At 70.3% G+C, this 18,550-nt stretch carries 12 protein-coding genes and 1 pseudogene; 10 read left to right on the top strand and 3 right to left on the bottom strand.

Features of this window, described 5'->3' with window-relative positions; all coding sequences use genetic code 11:
* Nucleotides 1-78: 78 nt before the first annotated feature.
* Nucleotides 79-555, top strand: a complete 477-nt coding sequence (locus ND747_RS01120) for a DUF1003 domain-containing protein (RefSeq protein WP_251731014.1) — start codon at nucleotides 79-81, stop codon at nucleotides 553-555.
* Here the strand turns inward: ND747_RS01120 and ND747_RS01115 are convergent.
* Nucleotides 506-2,041, bottom strand: coding sequence for a DUF2142 domain-containing protein (locus tag ND747_RS01115; RefSeq protein ID WP_251731013.1), 1,536 nt, complete (start codon nucleotides 2,039-2,041; stop codon nucleotides 506-508). The two genes, ND747_RS01120 and ND747_RS01115, sit on opposite strands and share 50 nt — an antisense overlap.
* Nucleotides 2,042-2,900: 859 nt before the next feature.
* Between ND747_RS01115 and ND747_RS01110 the strand changes: the two genes are divergently transcribed.
* On the top strand, nucleotides 2,901-5,612 hold the full coding sequence (locus ND747_RS01110) for a SulP family inorganic anion transporter (RefSeq protein ID WP_251731012.1): 2,712 nt from the start codon (nucleotides 2,901-2,903) through the stop codon (nucleotides 5,610-5,612).
* Nucleotides 5,613-5,686: 74 nt separating this feature from the next.
* Here ND747_RS01110 and ND747_RS01105 read toward each other — a convergent pair whose 3' ends face one another.
* The gene (locus ND747_RS01105; RefSeq protein ID WP_374216117.1) at nucleotides 5,687-8,266 is read right to left on the bottom strand and encodes an ATP-binding domain-containing protein; all 2,580 of its coding nucleotides are present in this window, start codon (nucleotides 8,264-8,266) and stop codon (nucleotides 5,687-5,689) included.
* A gap of 466 nt (nucleotides 8,267-8,732) precedes the next feature.
* Here ND747_RS01105 and ND747_RS01100 point away from each other — a divergent pair, with 466 nt between their 5' ends.
* The 7 genes from ND747_RS01100 to ND747_RS01075 all read left to right on the top strand — a co-directional run bounded on the left by ND747_RS01100 (nucleotide 8,733) and on the right by ND747_RS01075 (nucleotide 15,282).
* A complete protein-coding gene (locus ND747_RS01100; protein WP_251731009.1) occupies nucleotides 8,733-9,944 on the top strand; it encodes a cytochrome P450 in 1,212 nt (403 codons plus the stop codon).
* A 471-nt stretch (nucleotides 9,945-10,415) separates the two neighbouring features.
* A complete protein-coding gene (locus ND747_RS01095; protein ID WP_251731008.1) occupies nucleotides 10,416-10,664 on the top strand; it encodes a hypothetical protein in 249 nt (82 codons plus the stop codon).
* A 209-nt stretch (nucleotides 10,665-10,873) separates the two neighbouring features.
* Nucleotides 10,874-11,365 carry an SRPBCC family protein gene (locus tag ND747_RS01090; RefSeq protein ID WP_251731007.1) on the top strand — a complete coding sequence of 164 codons (492 nt, stop codon included), beginning with the start codon at nucleotides 10,874-10,876 and terminating at the stop codon, nucleotides 11,363-11,365.
* 8 nt (nucleotides 11,366-11,373) lie between these two features.
* Entirely contained in the window at nucleotides 11,374-12,234 is an 861-nt protein-coding gene (locus ND747_RS01085) for a glycosyltransferase (RefSeq protein WP_251731006.1), read from the top strand.
* A 665-nt stretch (nucleotides 12,235-12,899) separates the two neighbouring features.
* On the top strand, nucleotides 12,900-13,034 hold the full coding sequence (locus tag ND747_RS29095; protein ID WP_285899782.1) for a hypothetical protein: 135 nt from the start codon (nucleotides 12,900-12,902) through the stop codon (nucleotides 13,032-13,034).
* A gap of 575 nt (nucleotides 13,035-13,609) precedes the next feature.
* Entirely contained in the window at nucleotides 13,610-14,101 is a 492-nt protein-coding gene (locus ND747_RS01080) for a hypothetical protein (RefSeq protein WP_251731005.1), read from the top strand.
* 332 nt (nucleotides 14,102-14,433) lie between these two features.
* Nucleotides 14,434-15,282 (top strand): hypothetical protein, encoded by an 849-nt coding sequence (locus tag ND747_RS01075; protein WP_251731004.1) that lies wholly within the window; start codon nucleotides 14,434-14,436, stop codon nucleotides 15,280-15,282.
* Nucleotides 15,283-15,534: 252 nt separating this feature from the next.
* Here ND747_RS01075 and ND747_RS29975 read toward each other — a convergent pair.
* Nucleotides 15,535-16,358, bottom strand: a pseudogene (locus ND747_RS29975) (transposase domain-containing protein).
* 1,361 nt (nucleotides 16,359-17,719) lie between these two features.
* Here ND747_RS29975 and ND747_RS01060 point away from each other — a divergent pair.
* A complete protein-coding gene (locus ND747_RS01060; protein ID WP_308204536.1) occupies nucleotides 17,720-18,448 on the top strand; it encodes a hypothetical protein in 729 nt (242 codons plus the stop codon).
* Nucleotides 18,449-18,550 lie beyond the last annotated feature (102 nt).

Genomic DNA, 18,550 nt, shown 5'->3' with positions numbered 1-18,550 from the left:
CCTTCGCCGGACATTCCTTCGCCGGACGCTCTCCCGGCGGGCGCTGGGCCGTCCACCGGCGCCTCGGGGCAGCGGCGGTTGCGGGGAGGCGACGGCCGTGGCCATGCCTGGTTCCGGATCCGGGACGAGCGGCAGGTACTCGCGCGGACCCGGTCCCGGCAGGACCAGGCAGCGGACGCGATCACCAGGTTCGCCGGGTCACTGTGGTTCGTCTATCTGCACGCCGTCTGGTTCACCGGGTGGATCCTCGTCAACGAGGGCCTGGTCGGCTCGGGGGCGCGGTTCGACCGGTTTCCGTTCGGGCTGCTCACGATGATCGTCAGCCTGGAGGCCATTTTCCTGTCGACCTTCGTGATGATCAGTCAGAATCGCGAGGCCGCCCGACAGGACATCCGGGCCGAGCTCGACTTCGAGATGAACGTGCGCTCCGAGGTGTGGGCGGCGCACATCGGCTGCGCGCTCGGCATCGACCCAGGTGAGGTCGAGCAGCAGGTCCGCGCGGAGGTCAGCCAGGCCCGGGCTGAGATTGCTGCCGGCGGTCTGGCCCGGTCCTGAGCCCGGTCAGAACGGCGCCGAGCAGGCAGGCACCGCCGGCACCGGCCAGCGCCGCCCACAGGGTCCAGCCACCGGACGGCGTCCACTGCGCGTGGTCGAGGTACCACCTCGGGCCGTCGACGCCGACGGCGTACCGTCGTCCATCCGCCCACAGGGCCACCAGATGCACCGTCGTGACCACCAGTGGCACCGTGATCTGCACGGCCCGGCGGACGCCGGCGGGCAACCTGTCCGCCCGCCGGGCAACGAGCTCCCCGGCGGTGAGCGGGACCAGCACGGCCAACGGCAGCAGGTAGCGTCCGTAGACGGGGAAACGGGTCTGGCGCAGCACCAGCACGTCCAGGCCGATGGCCAGCGCCGCCGCGCCGACCAGCACCGCGACCAGTCCCAGGCGGGCCCGCGCCGACCCGAGGGCGAAGGCCAGACCGACCAGCACGATCACCGCGGCCCACCACAGCCGGTAGGCGAACTCGGGCATCGGCAGGCTGGCCCAGCCGAACACGCCCACCCACTGGCGTAGCCAGGCCTGCGCGTCGACGTCCAGCTGCCGCAGTCCCTCGACGGCCACCGCGCGGTGCATCCTCGGATGCGGCTGTACGGCGCGCTCCCACACCAGCGTCGCGGCGACGCCCATCGCCGCCGGCACCAGCCAGGCGACCCGCCAGCCCCAGCGGGAACCGATCGGACGGCCAACCCCGCCGCGCTTGGGGTCGTGGTCCTCGCGGCGGTGGTCGGCGAGCACCCAGCCGAGCATCGGAGCGAGCAGCACCCAGGCCGGACCGGTCGGTCGGGACAGCGCCACCAGCGCGCCGACGAGCCCCGCCGCCGGCCAGGTCCAGGCCGGCGCCGGACCCACCCGGCCCATCCGCAGCACCAGGGTGAACAGAGCCAGGGCGCCGGCGATCTCGATGCCGTTCGTGCCCAGCACCGAGCCGAGGAACAGCACCATCGGTGACGCGGCCAACAGCACCCCGGTGATCGAGACCGGACCGGTGCGGGTGTCCCACGCGGCGGCCACCGCGACGGCGAGCAGCACGGCGACGAGCCCGGCGGTCACCGCCCGGCCGGTGTAGAGGGCCCCGAGGACGGTGTGCGTGCGCGCCATCGCCGCGCCTGGCACGGCGTACACGTACGGCTCGTAGGTGCCGACGTAGCTCAGCGCCCGGGTGGCTGGCGGGTGGGTGGGCGGCCGGTTCAGGCAGCGGGTGGACCGTTGGTTGCGGAAGAGGTCGCATGGCAGGTGGGCCGCGCCCGGGTCCAGGCCGGCGGGCAGGCGGAACACCCGGCTGTTGCGGTTGATCCAGTTGATGCGTTCCGTTGCCCCGGGCTGGTTGCCGAACGCCGGGTGGGCGAGTCGCCCCGGCACGCCTGTCCACTGGCCGGTGCCGGCACCGACCTCCTTGATGAAATTCGCCGGTTCGTCCGGCCCGAAGCCCGGCGCGTTGCTGCCCACCCAGGCCGCGAGCAGCAGTGCAAATCCGGCCACCACCAGCACCCTGGTCAGCCGGCCCCGGATTCTTGGCCCCCGGATCATCGGTGTTCGGACGGTTCGTCCACGCCAGTTCATCCGGGACAGCACGTCCTCCCCGAGACAGCGGGTGGTGCTTCGAGGCCGGTCGTGACTGCCTCGGCGCCGGTCCGAGTCCGGCCAGGGCCCGCCGCCCGCATAAGGATGGACCCACGTAGGGACCGATCAACGGAAACGGCCGAGGCTACGCAAGGTAGGACACATCCAATAATACGGTGACGCCCAGGCGCGGCGACGGTGCCCGGCCGGTGCATCGGTGCTCGCACAGAGGAGCGCGACTCACCGATGGCCTGGCCACCAGGGGCAGCTCGGCACCCAGAGGCGGCTCGGTACCCAGGGACGGTGCGGTGCCGTGGATGACGCGGTCCCACGGATGAGATGGGATCCGAGGGGCTGCGTCGGTGGTGGCTCCGACGGGGTGGGTCGCCCCGGCGCTGGGAGCCGATTCCCGAGCACCTGCAGGGCTCGCGCGGACTCGGCCGTCCGGCCCATGGTGCCGGGCCGATGGTTTCTACATTTATAGTCAGTTTTGTCCGGTATTTCCGGCCCGTTGGGTCCTGGGGCGAAGCCGTCCGATGCGGTCGAATGATTACGCGGCGACCACCAGCCATCACGCATCGAAACTTGTTGGCCCGTCGGTTCGTTCACCAGGGTGCGACACCCGTCACCGCAGGCGGCGGACAGGTGGAGCCAGGACGGGCGCCCGAATGTCGATGCTCGGCATGACCGTCTGACCGGCACCGCGGCCGTCTGATCGGCGCCGTTCCAGGCCACCCCACCAAACCGCTTCCTCTAGCCCCGACCGCGAGGAGATGACGTGAGTTCACCCGTTCCGCCGGTGACGCCGCCAGAAGGCCCCTCGCCCGCGTCCCCGGCGCCGCCCTCGACGCCGCGCTCGGCACCGGCATCACCGCCGGAGTCGTCCGCGCCGGAGTCGTCCGCGGCGGCGGCTCCCACGCGGCACAGCCACTCGCCGCCGCATCCGCGCCGACGTCGGCCCACCGCCCGCGAGTCCTGGCGCCCAGACCTCCAGGCCTCACTGGTCGTCTTCGTCGTCGCCCTGCCGCTTTCGCTCGGCATCGCGGTGGCCTCCGGTGCGCCCGTCGCGGCCGGACTGATCGCCGCGGTGGTCGGCGGCATCGTCGCCGGCTCGCTCGGCGGTGCGCCATTGCAGGTGAGCGGCCCGGCGGCCGGCCTCACCGTCATCGTCGCAAATCTGATCAACACCTACGGCTGGCGGGTCACCTGCCTGATCACCGCCGCGGCCGGACTGCTGCAGATTCTGCTCGGCCTGGGCCGCATCGCGCGCGCCTCCCTGGCCGTGTCGCCCGCGATCGTCCACGGCATGCTCGGCGGTATCGGCCTGACGATCGTGCTGGGCCAGATCCACGTGGTGCTCGGCGGGACGGCCGAAAGCCACGCGTGGGAGAACATCAAGGCCATTCCGCAGGCGATCATCGACCCGCACAGCGGGGCGACCGCGGTGGGCCTGCTGACCATTGCCGTGATCATGATCTGGCCGCGCCTGCCCACGACCGTGCCGGGAGCGATCCGGCGGATGCCGGCGTATCTCGTCGCCGTCGTCGTGGGCACCGCGTTCGCCGGCATCGCCGGGTTCGACGTGCCCCGCGTCGACCTGCCTGCCTCGCTGTTCGACGCGGTCGAGCTGCCCGACCTGCCCGATCATGCCTGGTCCGGGGTGCTTCTCGGCATTGTGACGGTCGCCATCGTGGCGAGCGTCGAGTCGTTGCTGTCCGCGGTCGCGGTGGACCAGCTGGCGACCTCCCGCGGCTGGCGTGGCCCCCGGGTCGACCTCGACCGGGAGCTGATCGGCCAGGGTTCGGCCAACCTGCTTTCCGGTGTCCTCGGCGGTCTGCCCGTCACCGGCGTCATAGTGCGCAGCTCGACGAACGTCGCCGCCGGCGCGCGCACCCGGGCCTCGGCGATCCTGCACGGCGTCTGGATGCTCGGCTTCGCGGTGTTCCTCGGATTCGCCGTCGAGTGGATCCCGCTGGCGGCGCTGGCCGGACTGCTGGTCGTCGTCGGCGTGCGCCTGGTCGACGTCTCCCACCTGCGCCATGTCCGCCGGCACGGGGAGCTGCCGGTCTATGTGGTGACCCTGGTCGGCGTCGTCGGCCTGGACCTGCTCAAGGGCGTCGGCCTGGGCCTGCTCACCGCGCTCGTGCTGGTGTTGCGGCGGGTGCTGTGGTCCAGCGTGCAGCTGCGCCGTGACGGCGAGCTGTGGCAGGTGGAGGTGGAGGGAACGCTGAGCTTCCTCGCGCTGCCGCGCCTGGCCCGGGTCCTCGGCCGGATTCCCGCCGGCACCCCCGTGTCGATCGAGCTCATCGTCGACTACCTCGACCACGCCGTCTACGACCATCTGCGCGGCTGGTGCGCCAGCCACGAGGCGTCCGGTGGCTCGGTGGACATCGACGAGATCGGCCGCGTCTGGCTGCGCCGCGCCGACCTGTCGCAGCGCCGTCGCTCGGTCGTCCCGCACCTGCCGCGTTGGTTCGCGCCCTGGTCACAATGGCAGGACGGCCCGTCCACCCGCGACGAACAACCAGCTGCCGCGACCGCCGCGCCGACCCCCTCGGACGGCCCGACAACCGCAGTGGATGGACTGGCTACCACCCCGTCGGCGGTCGAGTCGGTGGACGCGGCGGTGCTGGCGTCCGCAGACCAGCCGTCGGCCGGGGCACAGGCCCAGGCCGACCTCGACCACGTCGGGACGATCATGGTCGGGGTCCGGGAGTTCCACCGTCGCGCGGCGCCGCTGCTGCGCGACACCTTCGACGGCCTCGCCGCCGGTCAGCAGCCCGGTGCGCTCTTCCTGACCTGCGCCGACTCGCGCATCGTGCCGAACATCCTGACCAGCAGCGGCCCCGGTGACCTGTTCACCGTGCGCAACGTCGGCAACATCGTGCCTCGCTCGCCCGGGGGCGCCCGCTCGTCCGGTGCCCGGCCACAGACCGCCGGCCCGCCCGCCGGGCACGGGACGGGCATGGCCCGCGGGCGCGGCATGGCGGCCGGCGTGGGCATCGGAGCCGTGTCCGGGCCGCTGCCCAGCATGCCGTTCTCGACCGAGCTGTCCGTCACCGCGGCGGTGGACTACGCCGTCGAGGTTCTGCAGGTGCCGGCAATCGTGGTCTGCGGCCACTCGGCCTGCGGCGCGATGAAGGCGCTGCTGGCCGGGTCAGGTAACGGCGGCGGCCCACACGATTCCGCGCTCGCCGGCTGGCTCGCGCACGCCGGGGCCTCGCTCACCCGCACCCCGCCGCCCGGCACGGAGCACCTGGCGCCCGTCGAGCGCCTGGGCCGCGCCAACGTGGCCCAGCAGCTGGAGAACCTGCGCGAACAGCCGACCGTGCGCCGCGCGCTGGAGGCCGGCTCGCTGCGCCTGGTCGGCATGTACTTCGACATCGCCGACGCCCGCATCTCCGTGCTTGACCAGGCCAGCGGCCGGTTCGTCGATCCGGCGGACGCGCACGTGCCGCTGACCCAGCCCCGGCTGACGGCCCTGGGGTAGGGCCGGGCCCGTCCCGCCGGTGGCTCGCCGGTGGCTCGCCGGTGGCTCGCCGGTGGCTCGCCGGTGCTCGCTGGTCACGCCTGTGTCGGGGTGAGACGGGCGAGCATCGGCGGGATGTCGCCGGTATGCACGACGCCGAGCCGGTGCGTCGCCCGGGTGAGCGCGACATACAGGTCGTGTGCGCCGCGCGGCGAGGCGGCCAGCACCGTGTCCGGGTCGGCCAGCAGCACCGTGTCGAACTCCAGCCCCTTGGCCTCCCGCACGCCGAGCACCACCACCGGGGCGGTCAACATCGCCCCGGCTCCGGCATCCGCCTCGGGGACGACCGCCCGCACCGCCGCGGTCAGCTCGGGCAGCCGGGACGTCGGCACCAGCACCGCCAACCGCCCGGCCCCACCGGCGCCTGATCCACCGGCGCCTGATCCACCGAAGCCAGGGCCGCCGGTCGCCGCGGCGGTGTCCTGGGGTGTCGTGGTGGCGGCCAACCGCGCCAGTTCGCGTACGACGGACCGGGCCAGCTGCGGGCCGAGCTCGTGCTCGGCCACCTGCAGTCGCCACGGCTGCTGCCCGACCGTGCGTACCGAACGCGGCGGCTCCTGCGGCGGAGACAGGGTCGCCAGCACGTCCGCGGCCACCGCCATGATCTCTGCCGGCGTGCGGTAGTTCACCGTCAGAGTCTCCCGCCGCGCGGGCGTACCCGCCGCCGGGTAGGGCGCGAGCACCCGGTCCCAGGACGTGGTGCCGGCCGGGTCACCGGTCTGCGCGACGTCCCCGACGATCGTCATCGAGCGGGTCGGGCAGCGGCGCATCACCATCCGCCAGGCCATCTCGGACAGCTCCTGTGCCTCGTCAACGACCACATGCCCGAACACCCAGGTCCGGTCGGCGAGGGCCCGTTGCGCGATCGTGCGGGGATCGGCGTCCTCGTGCCGTTCGGCCAGCCGGCCGGCGTCGATCAGGTCGACGGCCATCATGATCTCCGGATCGTCCTCGATGTCCCGGGACAGGATGTCGAGCACGCCCTGGGCGTAGGCCACCCGGGCCAGCCGCTCCCGCAACGCCGCTGCCTTCGCGGCCTGGTCGTCGTCACCCAGCAGCTCCGCGACCTCGTCGAGTAGTGCGATGTCCGCGGCGCTCCAACCACCGACCGGGCCTGGCCGACGAGGGCGGTCTGACGACGCGTCGTCGTCGTCGCCCGCGTCCCGCCCGTCCGGGGCGTCCGCGCTGTCGGTTGCCGCCGGCCCGGCGGCGTCGGTGACGGCCCGCAGCTCGCGTAGCCAGTCCTCGTCGTCGGCGCCGTTCTCGGCCAGGGGACGGTGCAACAGCTGCCGCTCGGTCGCGGACAGCTGCGGTGCGACCGCGGCGAGCGTGCCCGGATCGGCGTACAGCTCGGCGAGCAGCTGCTCCGGAGTCAACGCCGGCCACAGCTCGTCGAGGACGGTCCGCACGGCCGGGTCGGCGCGCAGCTCGCGGCGCAGTTGGGCGAGGTCGTCGTCGTCGAGCAGGCTCGAGCCGCCGGACCCGGCCGGGGCGAGCAGGTCCAGCGCCTCCGGATCGGCCTCCAGCACCTGTGCGGTGATCGTCTCGGCGGCGTAGCCGTCGGCGACCTGGCGGGCCAGCGCCTCGATCACCGCGCGGACGAAGATGGGCCGTGCGTCGTTGTGCAGCTCGCCGGACTCCCGGGCGAGCGCCCGGGCACGCGCGCAGGTGGATCGTTCCAGCAGAAGCAGCCGTTCGTCGGTGTGAATCTCCAGGGTGTGCCCCTGGGGCAGCCGCTGGCGGTGATGCACCGCCGCGGCGAGGACATCGGCCAGAACCGACCGGCCCTTGAGCTCGGTGACCGCCGGGTCGTCCAGCCGGCGCACCGTCACACCCGGATACAACATGTCGATTGTCGTGCTGACAACACTGGTCTCGCCGAGGGAGGGCAGTACGTTTTCGATATAGCGCAGGAATGCCGGATGGGGGCCGATGACGAGCACACCGCTGCGCGCCAGCTTTTCGCGGTGGGTGTAAAGCAGATAGGCGGCCCGGTGCAGGGCCACGGCGGTCTTTCCCGTGCCGGGGCCGCCCTGCACTACAAGGACACCGCGCTGGTCCGAGCGGATGATCCGGTCCTGCTCGGCCTGGATGGTGGCGACGATGTCGCTCATCCGGCCGGTGCGCGCCGCGTTGAGGGTGGCGAACAACGCCGGCTCCCCGGCCAGCGGGGTGACCTGTCCGGGGGAGTCGGCGACCTCGAAGATGTCGTCCTCCAGGCCGGTCACCGCACGTTGCCGGGTGGCGATGTGCCGCCGACGGCGGACCCCGAGCCGCTCCGCCCCGGTGGCCGCGTAGAACGGCCGGGCCGCCGGGGTCCGCCAGTCGATCAGCAGCGGCTCGTAGTCGGCGGCCTCGTCGAAGATGCCCATCCGGCCGACATAACGACGCTCACCGCCGTCGAAGTCCAGCCGGCCGAAGCACAGGCCGATCTCGGCGGCCCGCAGCCGGGCCAGCGTGGCGGCGCAGTCGGCGCTGGCGACCTCCCGCTCGAACCGGGCCCGCGGCAGACTCTCGGACTGCTGCAGTACCCGGCGCAGCCGCGTCGAGGCCCGCAGCCGCAGATCGTCGAGCCGGCGGTAGAGAGCGGAGACGTAGGACTGCTCGGAATCCATCTCCTCGATTGACAAAACGGCCACACCTCTGCTATCGGGACGGCGCCTTCAATGCCCTGCATGCCTGTCTTTCAGGAAGTCTATCCCGTTTCTCCCGCGCGATCGCAGGCTCCGTCGGTCGCTCGGTGTGAATGTCCGGTGATGCGGCCGTGTTCGGGTCGCCGCTAGGCGCCACCTGTCGTCGCGATTGTATTCCCGTGGTCGGGGTAATTCCGAAACCCGAGCATTGTCCGTCGGGAGTTCTCGTTCTTTCCCGCCGGGCGAAAAGGTCGAATCCTGGCCGTGGCGAAAAGTATCATTATGGTTGCTTCGGGTAGCTGGAACCTCGCCTCCGCTCGATCCGGCTCCGCGGTGCGCACCGATGGTGGCTGTCGGTGCGATCGCGGCGAGGCGCCGGCGCCGGCACCGATGGTAGCGTTACCAATCGTCGAATCAATGGCTACCCTTCGTGATGAATCGAGCGATCATGACGGATGTGTGGACGACACCCGCGTACCTGCGGCGCGATCTGTTCGCGCCCGATGCACAGCTCGCCCGGGCGCGCCAGGCGGGCGAGCTGCTGCCGGTGACGACGCCCTTCGGGCTGGCGGCGAACGTGGTCACCCGGTATGAGGAGGTTCGGGAGATTCTCGGGGACGCCAAGGAGTTCGGGAACTTCGCCGGCGGCTTCCTCGGACCGCCCAGGGCCGGCGCTCGGGGTCCGCACGGGGAGCGACTCGACGAGCTTCGGGCCGGCAACCTGTTGGCACTCGACCCGCCCGAGCACAGCCGGTTGCGGCGCATGCTCACCCCGGAGTTCACCGGCACCCGGATGCGCAGGCTCGAATCCAGGATCACCGAGATCGTGGAGCAGGCCCTCGACGACGTCGAGCGGGCGGGTCAGCCGGTCGATCTGGTGTCGACCTTCGCGCTGCCGGTGCCTTCGCTGGTGATCTGCGAGCTGCTCGGCGTGCCCTACGCCGACCGGGACGACTTTCACCGCCGCACCGCCCGCCAGATCGACCTCACCCTCCCCGTCGAGGAGCGGCTCTCGGTCCTGGCCGAAAGCCGCGAGTACATGGCCACCCTCGTCGGCCGGGCCCGCCGACAGCCGGGGGAGGACACCCTGGGCATGCTGGTGCGCGAGCACGGCGACGAGCTGAGCACGGTCGAGCTGGTCGGCATCGCCAACCTGCTGCTGATCGCCGGTCATGAAACGACGGCGAACATGTTTGCCCTCGGCACGCTGGCGCTGCTGCGTCATCCCGACCAGCTGGCCGCGGTGCGCGACCAGCCGACCATGGTCATGCCCGCCGTCGAGGAACTGCTGCGCTGGCTGTCGATCGTGCACTCCGCCGTCCCGCGTACCGCCCACCGGTCGGTGGTGGCCCTCGGCGGACGACGGATCGGGGCGGGCGAACACCTGGTGATGTCGCTTCCCGCCGCCAACCGGGATCCGGCGTTCATCGACGATCCGGATCGACTGGACATCACCCGAGGCTCCGTCGGTCATGTCGCCTTCGGTTTCGGACGGCATCACTGCCTGGGCGCGCCGCTTGCCCGGATGGAACTGCGGATCGGCCTGCCGGCCCTGTTGCGCCGATTTCCCCGGCTTGCACTTGCGGTGCCCTTTGCGGACGTGGATTTCCGGGCGAACACGGTGGTGTACGGATTGCGTGCCCTTCCGGTGACGTTCTGACGGCTCCACCGTGGGCCGAGGGGATGGCCGGGGCGGGCGGGCTGGGTGGGTGTCCGGCGGGTCCGCGTGTTTCTTCCGGACGTTCCTCCCGCGGGCGTGCCCCGGCGGGCCCGGACCTGCTGGGCGGCACGGCACGGCCCACGCGACGGGTGGCATGGCGGCCGTCGCGTGAACCAGCCGAGCCGATGAATGTGATCGGCGCTACGTGGAACCGCAATTCCGGGTAGGGCCACATGTGACCAGCGCTACGTGGAACCGCAATTCCGGACAGGCATCCTGTGACCACGGTTACGGGTCGGCGGTTTTTGTGAGCGCCATTACTGTGGTCCAGCTCATATAGGTCGACGAATGCCTTGGACTGCAGTCCACATCACGTTGTCCGGGCTCCCCGGAGTGGTTGCTCCGGGGGCACAATGACTGTGGGAGATGACAGTGGCCCGTCCTCCCCGGTTTTAACCCAAGGAGTTTCTCATGCGCGTCCACCACAATTCCGCTTCCTCGCTGCGGAGGACGTTCGCCTCGTTCTGGGAGCAGCGCGTCCAGCGGCGTGAGATCGCCGAGCTGTTCGCCAACCCCGACCTGTCGCCCTCGGCCCGCCAGGAAGTGGCGGCAATCCTGATCCACGCCCAGAACGCGCAGAGCGATGCGCCCGCCATTCCCGCGCAGCGGGTGGCAGGGTCTGGCGCACTCGTTCTGGTCGGAGCCACGACCTCCCGCTGACCGGTCGTCCGTGGGTCGTCCGGTCAGGGCGCCCACCCGGTCTCCGGCCAGGTCCGCAGGGCTGTTGGTGCGACCGTCGGTAAGGCGGTGGGCGGTACCCCGGGATGCCGCCCACCGGGCCGGCGCCCGCGCCGCGAGACCGTCGCGACGGTCCTCCGGCACCATGGAGGATTGGCGCGCACTCTTTCGTCGATGCGACAATGCCCGGCATGACCACAGTTGAACGGTTCGAGGTCCGCCGCGTGGTCGCGGCCTCCCCTGCGGCGGTGTTCGCAGTACTGACCGATCCGGCCGGGCACGTGGCGATCGACAGCTCGGGAATGCTGCAGTCCGCCGAGGGGCGGCCGGTGAGCCAGGTCGGCGACGAATTCGTCGTCCACATGGATCGGGAGTCCCTCAACGACTATCCACTCGGAAAGTACGACGTCACGGTCAAGATCACGAAATTTGAGCCGGATGCTCTCCTCGAGTGGACCATCGCCAGCGGCGTGGTCGAGCCACCGTTGCGGCATCTGTATGGATACCGGCTGGAGCCCGCCGAGTCCGGCACTCTCGTGATCTCTTACTACGACTGGAGTGAGATCGACGAGGTCTACCGCGGGAAGGGCATTTTTCCGGTGATCCCGGAGGCGGGCCTGCGGGCAACCCTGGGCATCCTGGCCCGCACGGTGGAACAGCCCGCACCCGTCGGCTCCCGCTGACCGACGTCATGCCGCCGCTTCCGGTTCCGGTCATCCTCGTCCACCGCGATCAGCCCGAGCGACTCCTCGACACGATCGACGCGTTCCGCGCCCAGGACGTTCCCGTCGTGATCACTGTTGTGGACAACGGGTCCGCCCGGGCGCCTGCGGTCGAGGCCGCGGACGTGACGGTGGTGCTCGCCGGGAGCAACCTGGGGTTCGGCCCGGCGGCCAACATCGGCTACCGCCGGTTCCTCGCCGATCCGGACGCAGGCGAATGGGTGGTGCTGGCACCGCACGACGCCCTGCCCGAGCCGACCTGCCTGAGCAACGTGCTGAGCGTGCTCGCGCAACACTCCCGGGCGGGCCTCGCCTGCGCCGACGTCGGCGACGGCGCGACACCGGTCGTCGACCCGTACTTCGGTGGCATCCTGGTCCCCGCGCGGACCGGCGAGGGCTGGGAACCGGTCGGCCACCCACATGGCACCCTGATGTTCGCCCGCCGTGCCTGCCTGGACGAGGTCGGCATCTTCGACGAACGCTACTTCGCGTACTGCGAGGAGGCCGACCTGGCACTGCGGGCCCGCGCCGCCGGCTGGGAGTGCGGCCTCGTCCGGGGCGCGATGGTGAAGAACCCGCACATCAGCTCGACGTCCGCGGCGATCGACTATCTACAGCTGCGCAACACCCTGCTGCTCGTTCGGGACCACTCGGGCCGTTACCACACGTTTATTCGCTTTTGTATCGCGCTGTGGCAGCTCGCCGCCGGCTCCCTCGCACCGCGCCGGCGCGGCCCCTACTGGCACCCCGAAGGACGCCTGCGCGGCCTCGCCGACTTCCTGCGCGGACGCTTCGGCCCGCCGCCCCCGGACCTGCTCGCCAGACGCTGAGGCTCCGCCGATTGCCACGTCCGCGCCTGCGTCAGATGTCCTCTCGGTCAACCTGTGCGCCAGCGCCGTGCGCGCGGCGTCCCTCCGACCAGCGCCGCCCGCGTCGACCAGCGAAACTCCGTCCGCGCCGGCCGGATCCAGGCGGGCGGCGTCCGGCGGAGTTTTCACCCGGTGCGCGACTTCGGCAAGTCTTGAAGTGTTATTGCCGGCCTGCCGGGCATGTCATGACCAGGCCGGCACAACCGATGCTGGCGGGAGAACACACAGCTCGAGGAGGTAACGGTGAAGATGCTGCGCAGGCTCCGCGGTGAGGCCCGGCGTGATGTGAACGCGGCCGATCGGTCGGCGGCTCGAGGTCTCCGACGGCTGCGTCGACGGCCGCGCAACCGCTCGACGGCGGGCGCCCGCTACTGATTCCCGTTTGATTCTCGCTACTGACAGCTGAAATACCACTGCCCGTCGTGCCCTGTGGCCCGGCGGGCAGTGCCATGTTCGCCGACCGGTGCTCAGCTCGGCCGACGCGATCGACGCGGTAGAGGTAGTGCAGCGGATCGTCGACCTGATTGTCCGGGTGATGCGCCCCCGTCCGATCCGGTCAGAGCCGGCCTTCTCCAGCGCCCGCCGGGGCGCCCGGTCGGCCGCCACGATGGGCGACCGTTGCCGTGATGGCCAGGGGAGCTGTCGCCGCTGTCGGCCCGCTCGACGAGGTGCGCGGTGGCAGCCCGCTGGAGGAGACCTTCGTGCGCCCGGCCGGCGTCGAGGCCGGTCCCGGGCAAGGGCCATCGTGGTTGCCGTCCTGATCCGGCCGAAACGGGCGATCCTGCGCCATCCCCTGACTGGGGCCGGCCGCCTGGCTGATGGGCGGTGCCTGCCCGTACTCCTTCGCCGTCAGGGCGAGCACGCCGAAGAAGCCGCGGCCACCGGACGACGGCGGCAGGACGGCAACCGGGACGGCGGCGGGGATGTGGTGGCCACCGGTGGCACCGGAACGGCCCAGATGATTGTGCGCGTGGACTTTCCCGGCCTGACAGCCGGGCCGCTGCTTTCGCCTGGTGCCCGGTTGACCGGATATCGCCTGAATTATGATCAACCAAATTAAATATGTTCAGTTTAATTCTCGCGTGAAGTGGTCGCCGCGCGTCGCGTTGAGCGGAGCAGGCGGTCTGGACCGACTTTCGGGATGCCGTGTCGTGCTGTGTCGGCACGCCACGCGGAAGGTCCATGTGCTTTGACCCGGAGTTCCCAAACGGCTACCTTGGGGTCGCTTGCCGGGGGGCCGCGCGAAGATTAGTTGGGTGACGTACGCATGGAACTGCGACATTGCCATTCCGGCGGGGCAGCATCAACAACACCTGACTGAAGGGGAGTCGTCTACATGAACATCCTAGGTTTTGGGCGTGCTGCGCGCGGCACGGCGGTAGCCTGCGCGGCCGCGTTCGCGGTCATGGGCGCGGCGCCGGCCTTCGCGGCGTCGCCGACCTACAACGACGCGAGGATCAGCATTCAGGGCGGCGGGGCGGCGTCCCTGTCGGGCTGTCTCAACTACGCCCGTACATCCGCCCGCCACCAGGTACGGCCGCAGTCGAACTACTGCCGGAACGTTGCGGACGCCTACGGTGGCACCGTCTACCTGCACGACGTCAGCCTCTTCCTTGACCAGGAGAACAACCAGGGCGGCCGGACCTACAACAAGGCAACGGTCAACATCAGCGGCGGCGACTCGAGTGCTGTCGCAGCCTGTGTGAACTACGTACAGGGCACTGCGACCCCGAGCCAGGTGAACACCTGCCGGAACAACGCGACGTCCTACGGCGGCAGCGTCACCCTCGACAACGTCGACGTGACCGTCGTCCAGTCGGCCAACTGAGGCCGATGTCCGACCGGGTGCGGGGCAATGGTCCCGCACCCGCCCGGTTGCGCCTGCGTTCTCGCTGTAGCATGGTTCGTCCTCATGATCCGCGAGGGAAGCGGGCCATGATCATGGCTTTCTGATATCAGCTGTTCCAGGCGGCGGGCCCTGGGGTGGCCGCTCTTTGTGTGAAAACTCTGGACTTTTCGCATCTATTCGTGGTGAGGCTGCGGCGGCGGATACCCGGCCGAGACGCACGGTTCTTCGTTGTCCAGAAAGCCCGTCCAGCGAGGACGACCCGACGTCACTGGCGGCGAAATCTCCGGCAGCGGCCTCGGAGAGGAAAACACATGGGCGCTAGTGCGCTCGCCCGGCTGCGTGCGGTGTTGGCCGCCGCTGTACTGGTCCCGCTGTTGAGCGTCGCTGTCGTCGGAGCGACAGCGGTACCCAGCTCGGCCGCGGATGCCGACATCAACATAGTCGGCGGTGCGGCGACCAGCGCCGTCGTCTGCGGCAACATCGCAGAGGCGCAGACTCTGGCCGTCCAGCGGCACATCACGCTTCAGCGCAGCCGGTGCACGGCGAATGCTGCCGGCGGTGACGTGGCCCTGCGCGACGCCGAGATCTTCCTGCCGCGCGCCGGCGGTGGCGGCGACGACGCCGCCCTGGCCAGAGTGGTCGGCAACGGCAGTGCGACGACCGCGGCCGACACGTGCGCCCAGCACCGGCTCGTGGCGTCGCCCGGCAACGGCCAGATCAACGAGTGCTCGGCGACCGGGCGGGGTGGGCAACCCCTGCTCGACCACGTCACCCTGGTCAGTCACCGGAGCGACGGAACCACCAGCAGCCGCGTGATCGGCAGCCTCGCCGTCGCGCTGCCGCAGACCGGCGGGGCCGGCGCCCTGTGCGACAACGTCAACTCCAATCCCGCCAAGCAACAGGACGACTGTGACGGTAACGGTGCCGGCGGGGGTTGGAACCTGCAGGATGTCGACGTGGTCACCCACAGTGCAGACGGCACCTCGTCGACGCGCCGCGGGATCAACGTCACTGTCCGAGGCGGTGGCGCAAAGGCATCCATCTACTGCTTCAACGTCGTCGACGGCCAGACCAGGGTGGTGCAGGTGAACGTCTGCAAGGCGGCCGCGCAGGGCGGCGATGCCACGCTGAGCAACGTGACCATCCACAGCTACGCCTGATCCGGACCGGCCCGCCGACGCTCGACGCAGGTCGGGCGTCGGCGGCGACGCCGATTACTGCGGTCCCTCCGCCCGCCCTGGCGAAGACAGTCGCATAGGCGGTTGCGAAACTCCGGCGCACAAGTCGCACATGCCAACCAGAGACTGGACTACCGGAAGTCCGTGAACATATCCCCGCGGTCTCCGCTCAGGGCAAGTCGTATGTCTGTCTTCTTGAGGCAATGCCGTTGAATCAGGCTACTCGCGAAAATTTTATTTCCGGCGGTCCGGTGTGGTGGGAAGTGGTTTTCGCGTGTCACTCGGGGGAGCAATCCGCCGGCCGGTGATCTGGCGACGGAGGGCTCGTGGGAACGAGAGCCGTTCGGCATTGGCATCGGCTTCTTCAGCGGCGTCGGTCATGACTTTCCGGATCGCGTAGTGGGTGAGCAGCATTGCCCAGGCCTCCTGGCGGACCATCTCCGGCTCGTTGAGCGGAGTATCCCGCCGAGGCCGCGCAGCGTTGTTTTCACCTCGCCGATACCGGTTTTCTCCTGTCATCGTACGTGGCGGGCGGCGGCGAGGATAGGGGCGGGAACGTCGGCGGGGCCGAGGATCTCGTACTCGACGACCCGAACGGTCATGGCTTCGTCGGGGACATCGAGACCGAACCCGTCGACGGCCATCGGTCGTCGCCCAGCAAGGAAAGACCCGGTCATGACGGAATGCACGATCGTGGTGGCGGCCCGCTCGTACAGCATCCGCGGCGGATCTTCCCGAGACTTTTCCGGGAATGGGTGGGACCGCTCGCGGTCGAGATCTTCCTGCCCCCCACGAGCTGAAGGCCCGGAGTCCGGCGACAAGTTTTCGATGACCTCCTCGTGGTCGTCATCGAAGAACAGTCACATCGCCAGCATGTAATAGACCATCACCCGGGCCGGTGGTTTCCGCGTCCGGTTCTCGACGCGCCCCGTCTCGGCCGGAACCTCGTCCACCAGGTCATGGTGGACCGTGCTCGTAAGCACTCCGAGGGAAATATGATCCGTCAACCGGCCCGGTGACGTTCCGCCGTTCCCGCCGGTCTTGTTCGCGCCCGTCACCGCCGAGTTCTACCGCGGGTATGACGCGCCGCTTTCAGGGGCACCACGCACCTGCAAGATCCACTTCGGATCGTGATCTTGTGGGTGCCACTTCTTGATTCAACGGCATTGCGTCCAGGCTCTGCCCCGTCTTCCTCGAGCGTACCGGGCCAGCCACACCATGAGGCTTCGTGGGACGGCCTCCGGTACGGCCGCAGTGCGGCGCTGGCCGCGCAGGCGAGCGCTGCGATAGGGGGTGGGTTCCGACGCCGGTGGGTGCGGCGAGCCCACCGCCCAGGAGGACTGACAGTGGGTGCAGGGTCTCGGCGCTGATCCCCCAGGCGGGTGCGTACGCGGGCCGTACGGCGGCGGTGACGTCTGTCCGGCAGGCCACGAACGCCGGGTTGAACGCGCCCGCGCACGTGAGCATGGCCGTGTCCGCAGCCATGATGATCACAGGCCCGGTCGGGCCGTGGGGTGCGAGCGGATACAGCGGCAGCCAGAGGGCGCGCGCCGAGCCGACGACGAGCAGCACGTGCGGCTGCCCGAACCTGCGCACGACAACAGGCGCGAGCTGGGAGCCGGCGATCCGCCGAGGCGCGACAGGCCTTGGGGGCAGCCCGTAGGCAGACGTGCCAGTCGAAGCTCGTCGAGGGTGGGGACCGCGAGTAGCGGATGGATTGTGATCATTGGGTCGCGCAAGAGTCTCGCGTTGCAGAACGGTGGCCGTAGCTCGGGGTGGGCGAAGATGTGACGCCATCCCCGTCGGATGCCAGAGTCGGCGAAACGCCGTACCTGTCGGAGGGGCCTTGACGCGCGGGAGGCTGGGGAACCCGGATGCGAACCCGCAACCGAGTGAGGGCTCCATGTTCGAGGTAGGCGGCAGAGACGAACCCTGAGATAGACCAAAAGTCACAGGAAAAATTCTCGAAGTGTCCTGTGTGGCCAATTGCCTGCAGGTCGGTACGATTCGTGCTTATCTGACTACATTGTGTGTACCCCGGGGGAGGCTCGTACAGCATCCACGCGGAACCAGGCCAAAGCGAGCCTGGTGGTATCAGCCCGCATACCTGCACCTATCACGCCCAGTGACGGATCCCGGCCGGCGGCGGCGCGGGCGCTGACCGGGGGCGGTGCCTGATGGCCGCGGATGGCGCCGCCGTGATGGATGCTCCGGCAGGAGCACAGCCAGCGGCAGGCAGTGACGTGGCGGTCACCCTCGTCACGGTGATCATGGTTGTGGTCGTCGGGCTGACGTTGCCTTCGGGTTCGGCAATGTGTTCCAGCTCGGGTTGCGTCTGGGAGTGCCGGTCTGGGTTGCGCCGCTGGTGGCTCCAGCGGTCGACTTGTCCGTGGTGGGCCTTTTGCTGGGCACGCGGCAGATGGCGCTTCAGGGCGCTCCGCCGGAGCTTCTGCGTCCGGCGCGGCGGCTGCTGGTGTTCTCCAGCGTGGTGACGCTGGCGTTGAACATCGCCGAGCCGGTGATCGCGGGGGACTATGGGAAGGCCGCGTTCGACGCGGTCGGCCCGGCGCTGCTTATCGGCTGGTCCGAGGTTGGCCCGGGGCTGTTGCGCGCGATGCGTCACCCCACCACCTTCCATCCCGCAGCGCAGGACGCCGCGATCTCTCAGCCCGCATCCCGGCCGCCAGAGACTGCTAGGGCAGCGGCGTCCGCTGCGGTGCCTGTGGCAACGGAAGGTGGGAGCCCGCGGGCCGAGGTGGGTGCGGTTCCCGCGCAGCGCGTTCCCGACCAGGCGAACACCGTGGTGGTCGATGGTTCGCTGTTGGACCGGGCGCGGCGTGAGGACGCCCGTTACTGGGAGGAACACCGCCGTCCGATCTCCTCGGACGAGCTGCGCAAGCGGCTGAAAGTCGGCTCGAAGAAGGCGCGGGCCCTGGTCACGCAACTACGCACCGAGGCGCACCGGGTGCTGGAGGAACACGCCCCCAATGCCGATGTATCCGAGGTCAGCACGGCCGCGATCGTGCTGGAGGCCGATGACGCGGCTGCGGACGGGCTGCCCGCGGTGGTCGTGCCGGGCCACGTCGACATGGTTGACCTTGGGCCGGCCGAGCCGGCCGAGACAGATGCGCTGGCCGCCGTCGGATGAGGGTCCCCGCCCCGACGGGCGGGACCGGCGTGCACACCGAGTTCTGGCGGGCGCGGTGTCCCGGCGCGGACGCGACAGCCCGCTCGCCTCCGGCCTGGCCTG

This window comes from Frankia sp. R82 (assembly GCF_023716925.1).
Taxonomy (GTDB): Bacteria; Actinomycetota; Actinomycetes; order Frankiales; family Frankiaceae; genus Frankia.
Note: the sequence above shows the minus strand (reverse complement) of the source record. Positions and strands in the feature narration are given on the sequence as shown.

Bases quoted from the DNA above. Each gene is read 5' to 3' on its own strand.
- ND747_RS01105 (WP_374216117.1), bottom strand. From the start codon at position 8,266: ATGGATTCCGAGCAGTCCTACGTCTCCGCTCTCTACCGCCGGCTCGAC.
- ND747_RS01100 (WP_251731009.1), top strand. From the start codon at position 8,733: ATGACGGATGTGTGGACGACACCCGCGTACCTGCGGCGCGATCTGTTC.
- ND747_RS01095 (WP_251731008.1), top strand. From the start codon at position 10,416: ATGCGCGTCCACCACAATTCCGCTTCCTCGCTGCGGAGGACGTTCGCC.
- ND747_RS01090 (WP_251731007.1), top strand. From the start codon at position 10,874: ATGACCACAGTTGAACGGTTCGAGGTCCGCCGCGTGGTCGCGGCCTCC.
- ND747_RS01085 (WP_251731006.1), top strand. From the start codon at position 11,374: ATGCCGCCGCTTCCGGTTCCGGTCATCCTCGTCCACCGCGATCAGCCC.
- ND747_RS29095 (WP_285899782.1), top strand. From the start codon at position 12,900: ATGGCCAGGGGAGCTGTCGCCGCTGTCGGCCCGCTCGACGAGGTGCGC.
- ND747_RS01080 (WP_251731005.1), top strand. From the start codon at position 13,610: ATGAACATCCTAGGTTTTGGGCGTGCTGCGCGCGGCACGGCGGTAGCC.
- ND747_RS01075 (WP_251731004.1), top strand. From the start codon at position 14,434: ATGGGCGCTAGTGCGCTCGCCCGGCTGCGTGCGGTGTTGGCCGCCGCT.
- ND747_RS01060 (WP_308204536.1), top strand. From the start codon at position 17,720: ATGGCGCTTCAGGGCGCTCCGCCGGAGCTTCTGCGTCCGGCGCGGCGG.